The sequence below is a fragment of the Streptomyces sp. NPDC020379 genome (genome assembly GCF_044387105.1).
Classification (GTDB): domain Bacteria; phylum Actinomycetota; class Actinomycetes; order Streptomycetales; family Streptomycetaceae; genus Streptomyces.
On record NZ_JBIRVR010000005.1, the window covers coordinates 212,939 to 225,699 of the forward strand.

The 12,761-nt window shown below is 72.1% G+C and carries 10 protein-coding genes; 5 read left to right on the forward strand and 5 right to left on the reverse strand.

What is annotated here, in order from left to right; all coding sequences use genetic code 11:
• The first annotated feature begins 73 nt into the window (after positions 1-73).
• On the forward strand, positions 74-3,808 hold the full coding sequence (locus tag ACH427_RS09070; RefSeq protein WP_398868768.1) for a multicopper oxidase domain-containing protein: 3,735 nt from the start codon (positions 74-76) through the stop codon (positions 3,806-3,808).
• 72 nt (positions 3,809-3,880) lie between these two features.
• On the forward strand, positions 3,881-4,615 hold the full coding sequence (locus ACH427_RS09075; RefSeq protein ID WP_398868769.1) for a DsbA family protein: 735 nt from the start codon (positions 3,881-3,883) through the stop codon (positions 4,613-4,615).
• A 39-nt stretch (positions 4,616-4,654) separates the two neighbouring features.
• Here the strand turns inward: ACH427_RS09075 and ACH427_RS09080 are convergent, their stop codons facing one another.
• From ACH427_RS09080 to ACH427_RS09090, 3 genes are all read right to left on the reverse strand, one after another.
• Complete coding sequence (locus ACH427_RS09080; RefSeq protein ID WP_398868770.1) at positions 4,655-5,443, reverse strand: ABC transporter permease; 789 nt, start codon at positions 5,441-5,443, stop codon at positions 4,655-4,657.
• Complete coding sequence (locus ACH427_RS09085; RefSeq protein WP_398868771.1) at positions 5,440-6,093, reverse strand: ABC transporter ATP-binding protein; 654 nt, start codon at positions 6,091-6,093, stop codon at positions 5,440-5,442. Before ACH427_RS09085 ends, ACH427_RS09080 begins: the two co-directional genes overlap by 4 nt.
• 81 nt (positions 6,094-6,174) lie before the next feature.
• Positions 6,175-7,554, reverse strand: a complete 1,380-nt coding sequence (locus ACH427_RS09090) for a serine hydrolase domain-containing protein (protein ID WP_398868772.1) — start codon at positions 7,552-7,554, stop codon at positions 6,175-6,177.
• 304 nt (positions 7,555-7,858) lie between these two features.
• Between ACH427_RS09090 and ACH427_RS09095 the strand changes: the two genes are divergently transcribed.
• Both ACH427_RS09095 and ACH427_RS09100 read left to right on the forward strand, forming a co-directional pair.
• Positions 7,859-8,269: a RidA family protein gene (locus ACH427_RS09095; protein ID WP_398868773.1), complete on the forward strand. Its 411-nt coding sequence runs from the start codon at positions 7,859-7,861 to the stop codon at positions 8,267-8,269.
• A gap of 52 nt (positions 8,270-8,321) precedes the next feature.
• Positions 8,322-8,510, forward strand: a complete 189-nt coding sequence (locus ACH427_RS09100) for a hypothetical protein (protein WP_398868774.1) — start codon at positions 8,322-8,324, stop codon at positions 8,508-8,510.
• An 11-nt stretch (positions 8,511-8,521) separates the two neighbouring features.
• On the opposite strand, the gene ACH427_RS09105 is transcribed toward ACH427_RS09100, so the two are convergent.
• A complete protein-coding gene (locus ACH427_RS09105) occupies positions 8,522-9,058 on the reverse strand; it encodes a DoxX family membrane protein (RefSeq protein WP_398868775.1) in 537 nt (178 codons plus the stop codon).
• Positions 9,059-9,349: 291 nt separating this feature from the next.
• Between ACH427_RS09105 and ACH427_RS09110 the strand changes: the two genes are divergently transcribed.
• On the forward strand, positions 9,350-10,723 hold the full coding sequence (locus ACH427_RS09110) for a S8 family serine peptidase (protein WP_398868776.1): 1,374 nt from the start codon (positions 9,350-9,352) through the stop codon (positions 10,721-10,723).
• A gap of 313 nt (positions 10,724-11,036) precedes the next feature.
• On the opposite strand, the gene ACH427_RS09115 is transcribed toward ACH427_RS09110, so the two are convergent.
• Entirely contained in the window at positions 11,037-12,737 is a 1,701-nt protein-coding gene (locus ACH427_RS09115) for an aldehyde dehydrogenase family protein (RefSeq protein WP_398868777.1), read from the reverse strand.
• Positions 12,738-12,761: the final 24 nt, after the last annotated feature.

Consider the following 12,761-nt stretch of genomic DNA (forward strand, 5'->3'; position numbering starts at 1 on the left):
CAATCCAGTCACCCCTCCACCTCACCCACCAAGCGCAAGCGCGCACGTACGACATATCGGGGGAGCACAACTGATGGCAACACCCACACGCACGTACGACGTCGTCGCCCTGCACGTACCCATCGCCTACAACGAGTTCGGGGACTACGACGCGAACGGCGCCCTCTACACGCTCGCCCAGGACGCCGAGGAGCTGCGCGCGGTCGCGGCCACCTGGCCCTCGCCGTTCCCGGACTACCTCAAGGAGCCCGACCGGGTCCCGAAGCCGCACCCGCTGGCCCGCCCGCTCGTGCTGCGGGTGCGCCGCGGCGAGCGGCTGCGCGTGCGCCTGAGCAATGAGCTCGACCGCCCCACCGGCATCACCATGCAGGGCGTGCAGTACGACGCCCGCACCCAGGACGGGCTGGCCGTCGGGCGCAACCCCGACACCAGTGTCCCGCCCGGCGGCACCCGTCTCTACGAGTGGGTGTGCGAGCACGAGGGGGTCTTCCACTTCGGTGACATGGCCGACCCGCGCGGCGAGGGCGGCCAGAGCCACGGCATGATCGGCGCGCTCGTGGTGGAGGCGGAGGACGCCACCTGGACTGACCCGGAGACCGGCAGCGACCTCGCCTCCGGGCTCTACGCGGACGTGCACCTGCCCGACCGCAGCTTCCGCGAGTTCGTCATCTTCATGATGGAGTACCCCAGCAACGACAACCCCGCGGACCTCTCCACCGTGATGCCTCCCATGGGGGGCATGGGCGGCATGGGCGGCATGGACGCGGCCGGTCCGATGACCCACCCGTCGGTGGCCGCCAGGGCGCGCCGGGGCGGCCCGGACACCCTCGGCGACCTCACCCCGCCCAACAACGCCATGCTCCCGGTCAACCTCCGCATCGAGCCCATGGAATGGCGGATGTACCGCTACCAGCAGATGCTGGACAGCGGACAGCTCGACCCGGTGCGCGACGCCCAGACGGGCGAGGAGATGCACCACAGCTCATGGATGTTCGGCGACCCCGCCACCCCGGTGCTGCGCGGCTACCAGGGCGACCCCGCGGTCATCCGGCTCGTCCACGGCGGCATGCGCGACACCCACGTCTTCCACACCCACCTCCACCAGTGGCACACCGACCCGGGCGACCCGGCGTCCCCGATCGTGGACTCCGTCAGCATCAGCCCCCAGGAGGGCCTCACCCTGGAGCTCATCGGCGGCCTCGGCTCCGCGCAGGCCGCCGTCGGCGACGCGATCTGGCACTGCCACATGTACGTCCACTTCCACATGGGCATGTGGGGCCTCTTCCGGATGTTCGACACCCTCCAGGACGGCACCGGAAGCTACCCCGACGGCACCCCGATCACGGCCCTCACCCCGCTCCCGCACCGTGCCCCACCGCCGCCGCCCACGCCCGAGAAGCCCGGCTTCCCGAACTTCATGCGCGAAGCCGCCGCCTACCCGCAGAAGTCGCCCCGGCCGCCGCGCACCCCGCACCAGCCGCCGGGCATGGGCCGCGAACCCACCCCGCTGGAGGCCGCGGCCTTCTGCCGGGACCCGCAGCCCGGCGAGGCGTTCACCAAGATCGGCCCACCCGACGCACCCGTGCGCCGCTACCACCTGGTCGCCGCCAGCGGCACCGTCTACTACCACGGCGACCCCACCGCCGAACACGCCGTCACCTGGCACGACCACCGCGGACACTTCTTCGTCCTCGCCGAGGAGCTGGAGGAGGCGGGCGGCCTGGAGGAATTCCGGCGCCAGCTCGAAGCGGGCGAACGCACCATCGAGCCCCTGGTCATCCGGGCCCGCAAGGGCGAGATCCTGGAGTTCACCCTCACCAACGCGCTGCCCACCGGCCCCCAGAAGGAGAGCGCCTTCGACCCCGCGCTGCCCTTCCAGCCCGAGTGCGGACTCCACACCCACCTCGTCAAATACGACCCCCTGATCTCCGACGGCTCCAGCATCGGCTGGAACTACATCTCCGGCACCACCACCGTGGACCAGGGCGCGGAGGACTTCGGCCGCTACAACTCCTGGACCTACCGCTGGTATGTGAACGAGGAGTTCGGCACGGTCTTCTTCCACGACCACCTGCTCGCCAACTACCGCCAGCGGCACGGCCTCTTCGGCGCGCTGATCGCCGAGGCGGAGGACGCCGAGTGGTACGAGCCGGCCGACGCCACGACACCACTGCGCCGCGGCACCCAGGCCGTGATCAAGCGGCCCGAGGGCCAGTTCCGCGAATTCGTGCTGGCCGTGGCCGACTTCGTCCCCCTCGTGGAGCACATGCAGATGGATGGCGCGATGCCCGGCGGCCACGGCGGCGGCCCCATCAACCCGCCCCCGACCCCCGGCGGCCCCGACGACCAGGGCGTGATGGCCGTCAACTACCGCTGCGAACCCCTCTCGGAGCGCGGCGGCGACCCCGCCGACTGGTTCGCCAGCAGCGTCCACGGCGACCCGGGCACCCCCCTGCTGCACGCCTACCCCGGTGAGCAGATCCGACTGCACGTCCTCCAGGGCTCGCACGACCTCCAGCACAGCTTCACCACCAACGGGCTGCGCTGGCGCCAGTGGCGCGGCCGCCCCGACACCCCCTGGCGCGACCAGCTGACCCTGGGCATCTCCAACGTCGGCGACCTCGACCTCGACCCCCGCCAGGGGCCGGGCGACCACCTCTGGTCCTTCGGCGCCACCGACGACCTGTGGCTGGGAGCCTGGGGACTGCTGCGCCTGCACGGCAGCCCCCACGACGGCCTGCCCGCCCTGCCCTCCGCCTCGCCGGTCCTCGGCCACCTGCCGCCCAAGCAGGGGGTCCGCCGCTTCACCGTCCGCGCCAAGTCCCGCGACATCCTCTACAGCGACAAGCGCGTCGACCCGTACGGACTCGTCTACGAGGTCGACGGCGTCCGGCAGGACGGCCCGCTGGTGCTGCGCTGCCGGGAGGGCGAGTGGGTCGAGGTGACCCTCGTCAACGAGCTGGACGGGCCGCCGCCCGCGAGCGCCTTCGACCCGCCGCTCCTGGCCAAGGACGACCCCGGCTCCCGCGTGATCTCCGGCCGGGTCTCCCTGCACCCCACCCGACTGCGCTACGACGTCCAGACCGACGACGGAGCCCACGCGGGCCACAACGAGGACAGCACCGTCAAGCCCGGCGGCTCGCGCACCTACCACTGGTACGCCGCCGAGCCCGGCGTCGCCCTGCTCCGCGACCAGGCCGACGTGGTCTCCCACATGCGCCGCGGCCTGGTGGGAGCCCTCGTCGTGGAAGCCGCCGACGCCACCCCCTACGACCCGGACTCCGGCGCGGAGTGCTGGACCGGCGAACGGGCGGTCGTCCGCAGGCTCAACGCCGAGCCGGTGCACGAACTGGTGCTGGTCAGCCAGGACGGGCTGCGGCTCTTCCACGACGGCGACCTCACCCAGCCCGTCGCCGACCTGTTCTCCGACAGCAGGGACGACGACGGCCAGAAGGCGTACAACTACCGCACCGCCGCCCTGCACCCGCTCCACCCGGTGCTCGCCGACCCCGCCCCGCCCACGCCGCTGCTCCGGTGCCGGGCCGGTGACCAGGTGGCTGTCCACCTCGCCATCGGCGGGGCCCGCAGCCGCAACCAGTGCTTCACCGTGCACGGCCAGGTGTGGGACGGCTCCGAGACCGGCCGCGGCCCGTACGTCTCGACCATCGGCGCCCTCGCCGCGGGCAGCACCCGCACCGTCCGCTTCCGCGCCAACTACCCCGGTGACTACGCCTACCGCACCGGCAATCTGCACTGGGGCGTCTGCGAGGGCTGGTGGGGGCTGCTGCGCGTGACGGAAACACCGTGACGGCGCGTCGGACGCCGTGACAAGGTGCCTGGAGCGGGCCCGGCCCGCTCCAGGCACTCCCCGTGAGGAGAGATGTTGAAGCACACACCCGACACCGCGGCCGGCAGAGATCCCCGGCTGCCGGACAGCCCGGACACCGTCGTCGTCTTCACCGACCTGAACTGCTCCTTCGCGCACGTCGCCGTGCACCGCCTGCACACGGTGCGGCGCCGGCTGGGGCTGGAGGGCCGGATCCGGTTCGACCTGCGGGCCTTCCCGCTGGAGCTGTTCAACGAGGAGGTCAACGCCCGCCCCGGCGTGGACTCCGAGATCTCCGTGCTCGGCGCGCTGGAGCCGGACGCCGGCTGGCGGCTGTGGCAGGGCCCGGACTGGACCTACCCCGTCACCACGCTGCCCGCGCTGGAGGCCGTCGAGGCGGCCAAGGCCCAGGGCTGGCAGGCCAGCGAGCAGCTCGACCTGGCCCTGCGCCGCGCCTTCTGGGCGGAGGGCCGGTGCATCTCCATGCGGCACGTCATCCTCGACGCGGCCCGCGCCACCGGAGCGGTGGACGTGACGGCGCTCGCCGACGCCCTCGACACCGGGACGGCGCGGCGGGCGGTGATCGAGCAGTACCGCGCCGCGTGCGACGGCAGGGTGCGGTGCAGCCCGCATGTGTTCCTCTACGACGGCACGGAGTCGGCGAACCCGGGCGTGACCGCGCGCTGGGTCAACGGTGACTTCGGCATCGGCGCGCCGGTGATCGACGAGGACCGGCCCGCGGTGTACGAGGAGTTGCTGACGCACGCGGCGAAACTGGCCGCGGCCTGACGGCGCGGGCGGGCAGGCGCTTGCCCTGCCCGCCCGGCCTCAGCCCCGGGCGGCTGCCGTGCGGAGCACCTGACGGTGGTCGCGGGTGCGCAGATGGAAGGCCGCCGTGCCCAGCAGCCACGCCCCCGCGAACCACAGGGGCCCCAGCAGCAGTTGCTCCCACGGCACGGCACGGGTGAACCCCGCCGCCACGCTCACCTGCGTCGGCCCGTACTCCGGCAGCAGGTTCACGCCGTCCTTGCTCGCCGCCGGATTGCTGATCGGGTTCTGGAGCATGGTGTCCAGCAGGCTGACCATGATGATGACGAACATGCCCGCCAGCTCGCTCCGCAGGAACGCGCCCAGCAGGATGCCGATCCCGCCGTAGGCGACGGCCGCGGTGAACAGCCCCGCCGCCAGCAGCGCGGGCCGCACCGGGTCCCAGTAGAAGCAGACCACGGCCGTGGCGTAGCCCGCGATCAGGGCCGCCGCCAGCGTCATCGCCACGACCTTGGCGATCAGCAGATGGAAGCGGGGATAGCCGGCGAGCACCAGGCGGCTGTCGAAGGCCAGGGACTTGAACGTCGTCATGAACATCATGAAGCCGACGATCAGCGTGACCGTGTTGACCGCCCCCGACACCATCGTCAGACGGCCGCCGTCGACCGTCAGCCGCGCTCCGGTCGCGCGCAGGAGGAACGTCGCGGGATCGGAGGTGACGAACCAGTGTTCCAGCGTCAGCCACAGCGGGATGTAGAAAACGACCAGGACGAGCGCGAAGCGGTTGCGCGCGTGCTCCAGCAGGGCGAAGCCGACGGCCGTCGCGAGCCGTGACCGGGGCCGGCTCACCGCGCCGCCCCGGATCCCGCGGACGTGTCCCGGCCGGGCTCCCAGCGGGCCGCGACGCCGTCGCGCAGCCGGTGCAGTTCGTCCAGCCGCTCGGTGTCCCAGGCCAGGTGGGAGACGACGAGGACGCACCGCCCCCGGTCGCGCAGCCGGGCGGCGAGGTCCCAGAACCGCAGATACGTCTCCCAGTCGAAGCCCTGGTAGGGCTCGTCCAGCAGCAGCACCTGCGGGTCGTGCATCAGGGCCAGCGTCAGATTGAGCTTCTGCCGGGTGCCGCCGCTCAGGGCGTCGACCCGGGTGTGGCGGTACTCGGCGAAGTGGAGCTCCTCCAGGAGCTCCTCCGCGCGGTCCACGTTGTCCAGGTCGTACGCGGAGCGGAAGTAGCGCACGTGCTGCTCGACGGTGAGGAAGTCGTTGAGCACTGTCTCCTGGGGGCAGTAGCCCAGCGCCCCCAGGTGTTCCACGGTCCCGGAGTCGGCGGGGATCTGGCCGCACAGGATGCGCAGCAGTGTCGTCTTGCCCGCGCCGTTCTCCCCGACCAGTCCGGCCAGGGTGCCGGGGGCGAGGCTGAGCGAGACGCCCCGCAGCACCTCGTGGGATCCGTATGACTTGTGTACGTCACGCACGCTCAGGGCGGGCGGTGGTGCCGGCATCGCGCTCCCTCGGCCTCGGACCCCCCAGTCCTCAACGAACCATGGGGAGATCCGTTGCGCCCGGCACGCACCGCGCCCCGGTCAGCGGCCGGTCTTCGGGGCGGCCCGCATGCCCACGTACACGCACCCCGTGCCGTCGGCCAGCGTCGAGAAGACCACCGGCATCCAGTCCTCGCTGAAGGAGGGGCCCGCGCCCGTGCCGGCGAACACCGTTTCGGACACCGGCACCAGGTCGATGTCGAGCGGCGGGGAGAAGTCCTTCATGCCGTCCACGAACTCGTAGACCATGTGCGGCGCGCCGTCGCGCTCGGAGACGGTGATGACCACGCCCTCGCGGCGGTACGTGCCGAGGAGCGGCGCCATGTCGACCACGGGCGGCCGCTCCGCCGGGGCGAGGGAGTCCGGCATCCGCACCCCGGCCAGTTCGGCGAGGAGTTCGCGCAGCAGCGAGGCGTAGAGCTTGCGGGCGGCCCCGCCGTTGGTCAGCAGCGCGACGGCCACGCCCGCCTCGGGCACCACCCGCAGATAGGCGTACTGCCCGATCGACGCCCCGTCGTGGCCGAAGCCCGCGATGCCGTCCCAGTCGTAGAGCGTCCAGCCCAGGCCCCAGCCGTCCGCGCTGACCGTCCACTTGTCGGGGACGTCCACCTCGCGCCGCTGCATCGCCGCCACCGTCCCGGGGGAGAGCAGGCGGGTGCCGTCCTGGGCGGTGCCGCCGTCGAGATGCATCGCGGCCAGCCGTACGACGTCGGCGGCGGAGGCGATGACCCGGCCGTACGGCCCGGCCGAACGCGGCATCATGTCCCACGCGGGCGCGGGCTCCGGGTCCTGCCCCGGCTCGCCCAGGTGCCCCATCGCCGCCCGGAAGGCCAGCGCCTCCTCGGGCAGCGTCATCGTCCGCGTGAGCCCGAGCGGGCCGAGCAGCCGCTGCTTGAGGGCTTCGTCCCAGGTCAGACCCGTGAGTACCTCGACGATGCGGCCGAGCACGTTGTAACCGACGCTGCTGTACGAGACGGCGGTACCCGGCGGGCAGTCCAGCGCCACGCCCCGGGCGGCCTCCACATAACGGGCGAGGCAGTCGTCGCCGCGCCCGGTGTCGTGCGTGAAGTCGCAGGTGAGGCCGCTGGTGTGGGAGAGCAACTGCCGCGTGGTGATGGCCCGGGTGGCCCGGGGGTCGGCGACGGCGAACTCCGGCAGCACGTCCACCACCGGGGCGTCCAGATCGAGCGCGCCGTCCTCGGCGAGCCGCATCACCAGCGTGGCGGTGTAGACCTTGGCTATCGACCCGAGCTGGAAGACGGAGTCGGTGGTCGCCTCCACACCCGTCCCCCGGTGCAGCACGCCACTGGCGAACTCGTGGACGTCCCCTCCGACGAGCACGGCCAGCGTCGCCCCGGGCACGCGGTGCGCTGCGCGCAGCTCATCGAAACGCGCCTGCCAGGGGGCGGGGTCGAAGGTCATGGGGTGCTCTCTCGTCTTGCGGGTTCCTTGCGTTGCGCACACTGTACGGCCTACCGAACAGTGTGCGCAAGAGGTGAACGGTGTGCGGGATGGGGTGTGTGGGGCACCTGGTGGTGCGTGCGGGCGGCTGACAGGGGTCACGTCCGAGCCGACTGGAAGGCGGACCTATGCCGTGGTCGGGAGCTGAGAGGGCTCTTGGGTGAATGCAAGAGCGAGACGTCGGAGACCGACCCGGCAAAGCGTCGCTTGCCGGAAGCGGGCGAATTGCGATGCGTTTCCGCGGCAGTCTCGTCAGACTCGTGGCATGACTGCGAAGATCACCCGCTTCAACCCCGACCGGTTGCATGAGACGCCGGGGTATCACCACATCACCGTTGCGGAGGCCGGCCGGACGGCTTACCTGGCGGGGCAGTGCCCGCTCGATCGGTGCGGCTCCCTCGTTGGTCCGGGTTCCCTCAAGACGCAAGTCGACCAAGTCGTCGCGAACGCACTCGCCGCCCTCGCGGCGGTGAATGCCCAGCCGCAGCACGTGGTCCGTTCGGTGATCTACGTGCGGAGCGACGACAGGGAGGACCTGGGCATCGCCTGGAGCCGGCTTACCGCTTCCGCCCTCGGACCGGCGTTCACCTCCGCCAGCACGCTCTTGGGAGTTGCGCAGTTGGGCTTCGCCGGGCAGCTGGTCGAGGTGGACCTCACCGCCGCGCTGCCCGACTGAGCGGCAGCTGACGCCTCGAACAGGTCTCGCGCTGCTTCGCCTGGATGGCCAGGTGCCGGATGCCGGGGCGGCCTTCGCCCCCGACTCCATTACCGGTGACAACGAGACGGCCGTGGCAGGCGAGATCAACGCCTGGCTCGCCGCGCACGCCCCCGCCCGCATCATCGCTCGAGGCGCCCCACCGGACCTCGTGGAGCGGGTCCGTCGGCTCGGTCTGCCCTTCGAGTCGCGTTGGGGCTGAGCGGCGCCGGGTCAGCCGCGGATCAGGAGGACGACGCAGGACGCCACCGCCGCGAGGATGATCGCCGCGACGCCGTACGAGAGGCGGTGGTGGCGCAGCACGGGGAGGTAGTGGTCGACCGCGTGGCGGCCGGGGCCGGTGAGGGCGATGGCGGCCGCGGCGACGGCGATCAGGAGGGTGAACTCCACGCCCTTCGGCGCGAAGAACCCGCCGGCCCACGTCACATCGAGCGCGTTGATCATCGTGCCGAGGAGCGCGGCCGCGGCGAGCGGGGTGAGCAGGCCGAGGAAGATGCCCGCGCCGCCCAGGCCCTCGCTGAGGCCCGCGACGACGGCCATGGTCTTGCCGGCCGGATAGCCGAGCTCGGTGAAGGACTTCCCCGTGCCGCTGATGCCTTCGCCGCCGAACCAGCCGAAGAGCTTCTGTGAGCCGTGCGCCATCATGATCAGGCCGAGCATGAGGCGCAGCAGCAGGATCCCCGCGGAGAACGCGGTCGCGGACGTGCCGAGCGCCGGCTCGGCGGATGGGTTTCTGCTGCGGAAAGCCATGGTGGTGCCTGCTTTCTCGGGGTGCCCGGTGGTCGGTTGCCGGTCCGCCCCCAGCCCCTCCCGAGGCTCTTCTCCCAGTGTCTCCCGGTATGTCCCATGGAGCGCGACGAGTGTCGAACGAGTATGCGAAACACCGCGGCCTCCTCATGAAATGTCCATGAAAAATCCAAGGTTTCGGCGCCAGGTAAAGCATTCGGCATCAAGGGACAAACGCTCTTGTTCTGCACATGATCGCCCGATGGGATCGCGGCAGCCGCTCCTCGCGGCTCCGCCCCCACAGAGGGAGACTCCATGCACATAGCCCGCCCCCGGCTGCGCGTCCTCGCTGTCGCCGCCGGTACCGCCGCTCTGGCCGCGGCGGCCCTTCCGCAGGCCGGCGCGACGGCCGAGGCCGCCGTCCCGCAGACCAAGGTGATCCCGGCCGTCGCCGGTCACCAGCTGGTCCACGGCCAGCCGAGCCCGGTCCCGACCACGGAGTGCCAGGCCAAGTGGAAGATCGCCTGCTACAACCCGCTGCAGTACCGCAAGGCGTACAACCTCGACCCGCTCTACAAGGCGGGCGTCACGGGCAAGGGCCGCACGATCGTGATCGTGGACTCCTTCGGCTCACCGACGATCCAGCACGACCTGGACGTCTACAGCAAGCAGTTCGGGATGGCCAGCACCCCGGTGAAGGTCGTCAAGTGGGGCAACGTCCCCGCCTGGGACCCGAAGAACACGGACATGACCGGCTGGGCCGGCGAGACCACCCTCGACGTCGAGATGGCCCACGCCATCGCGCCGGACGCGAAGATCGTGCTCGTCGAGACCGCCGTCGCGGAGACCGAGGGCGTCACCGGCCTGCCGGAGATGATGGACGCCGAGAAGTTCATGATCGACCACGGTGTCGGCGATGTCATCACCCAGAGCTTCGGCGCCACGGAGAACACCTTCCCCGGCTTCGACAAGGGCGACTTCTCCAGCATCAAGAACCTGCGGTACGCCTTCAAGGCGGCCGAGAGAAAGAACGTGACCGTCCTCGCCTCCTCCGGTGACGGCGGCGCCACCGACAACACCGCGGACGGCAAGGGCTACTACAAGGAGCGCGTCAACTCCTGGCCCTCCTCCGACCCGCTGGTCACCTCGGTCGGCGGCACCCAGCTGCACCTGAACGACAAGGGCGAGCGCACCGCCCCGGAGAGCGTCTACAACGACAACGGCGCGGGCGGCGGCGGCCAGTCGCACGTCTTCAACCGCCCGGACTTCCAGGACGGCGTGGCGGACGTGGTCGGTGACCGCCGCGGCACCCCGGACATCTCCATGGCCGCCGCGGTCAACGGCGGTGCCTGGGTGTACTCCAGCTACGACCCCGCCGCCGCCGGCTGGGACGTCTCCGGCGGTACGAGCGAGTCCAGCCCCCTGTTCTCCGGCATCGTCGCCCTCGCCGACCAGGCCGCGGGGCACCGGCTGGGGAACATCCACGACGCGCTGTACACGCTCTACGACCGGGCCGTGGATGGTCGGCCGGGCACGGGCATCGTCGATGTGAACGACGGTACGGACAATAGCTACCAGGGTGTTGTCGGCTACAAGGCGGTCGATGGGTTCGACATGGCTACGGGTGTCGGGACGGTGGATGCGGCGCGCTTCGTTCCGGCTCTGGCCCGGGCCGGCCGGCACGGTTAGCTTGCGCTGACGGGTGGTTGTGGGGTGCGGGTCCGCTGCGCTTGCGGCGGGCTTGTTCCCCAGCCCCGCCCCTTCCCGACTGGGGCGCGTGCCCCAGGCCCCCGGCCACCGGTCCGTTGCCGCCTGCGGCGGGAGCGGCCTGCGGCCGCGTCCTCAATCGCCGGACGGGCTGAATGTGCGGACCGTAGCCAGCACACTCAGCCCGTCCGGCGTTTGAGGACAACGCGCGAAGCGTGTTGCGGGGGTCTGGGGGCTTGCCCCCGGTTTCGGGAAGGGGCGGGGCTGGGGAAGAAGCCCGCCGCAGGCGTCCCCGTCACCCCCGCAGCGCAGACCACAGCACCCGCCCCAACCTCCGCGCCGAAGGCGACGCCGTATGCGCGAACAGCAACCTTCCCGTCTCGTCCGACGTCCGGTTGTGCACGAACCACGGCGGGACGGGCGACAGGGCCCACTCCCCGCTCAGTACGGAACGCGGCGCCGGCCGGAACGGACCGGTGAGCACCGTCCGTTCCACCCCCGGCAGCAGCAGCGCGTTGTGCACCGTGCCGATGCCGCTGCCGACGTCGGCGGGGGTGTGTCCGGGGTAGGCGCCCCACGTCGCGCGCGGCAGCGCGTAGCCCACCGCCGTCCAGCAGTTGACGCCCACCGTGCCGTAGCGCAGCCTCGCCACGGCCTCCTCGAAGCGGGGGCCCAGGGCGCGCAGCGTCCGGGGATGGGCGATGAGATTCACGCCGAGCGTGCCCGCGAGCGCCGTGTCGCAGAACTCCACCGCGCGGTGGAGGAATTCCGCCGGGGTCCGGCCGGGCAGCGCCGTGACGGCGAGGACGGGCGCGAAGAACTCGGTGCGGAAGGCCGGGTCGTCGGCGTCCGGGGCGAGATCCGGCAGGAGCGTACGCGGCACCTCGGCGGAGTCCAGCAGCTCGGCGTCCGCGCGGCCCGCGACGGCCCGCGCCTGGCGTTCGGCCGCCCCCGGGTAGTAGGCGGGACGGGCGGGGGCGGTGTGCAGCGCGGACCGCAGTTCGTCGAGGAACTCCGCGCGCAGCTCCCAGTGTTCGGGCAGGACCAGCACCTGCGCCGCCGCGCAGTTGAAGCCGTTGTTGCTGAGCTTCTGCGCCGCCAGGTGCCGCGCCTGGTGGCGCAGGTCCGCCCGGCGCCACGGGCCGGGGAGCACGACCGCGGCGCCGACCCCGCCGAGTTCGCTGGTCACGGGCTTGTGGAGGAGGGGGCGCCCGGCGGCCTTGCGGGCGGCGCCCGCGGGTCCCGGGCCGAAGACGACCGTGTCGTGTGTGGCGGCACTGCCGGTGATGTGCACGGCCGTGACCGCGGGGTCGTTCACCAGCGCGGCGCCGGCCGCGGCGTCGCCCGTCGCGATCCGTACGAACCCCCGTGCGACGAAGGGCGCGAAGACCTCCCGCAGCAGCGGCGCGAGGTAGTCGTTGACCGGATTGAGCTTGAGCAGGACCACCGTCCCGGCGGCGTACAGCTGGTGCAGTACGTCGAGGGGCGCGATGGAGTTGATGTTGCCCGCGCCCAGCACCACGCACACCCCGCCGCCCTCCGGCCGGGCGCCGTGCCCGGCGCCCGCGCGGGCCCGGGCCTCGTCCACCCCGGGCTCCAGCCACACCTCGGCCCGGTATCCGTGCGTCAGCAGCCGGTCCGCGGCCTCGAAGGGCAGGACACGGACCGCCGTGCGCCCGCCGGGCCGGGTGGTGAAGCGGGCTCCCCGCAGGGGGTCGCGCCCGTCGCGGACCGCCGTGAGCGTGCGGGCCAGCGCGTCGACGTAGCGGAGCAGCGGATAGGGGCCGGTGAGCCACTCCTCCCCGGCCGCCGGTGAGTTCGGGCCGATGCCCTTGGCCCGGCACGACCACGACACCCAGCGGTCCGCCACGCCGACGATCCGCGGCCGTGCTCCGTCGAGCAGCCGCAGCCTCTCGGCGACCGGCAGCGCCGCCCACTCGGCCGCGGCGCCACGCAGCACTCCCGTGTCCTGATGCGACGGCTGTGTCCGCTCCACGCGCGCCCCCTCGAACCGCGTACG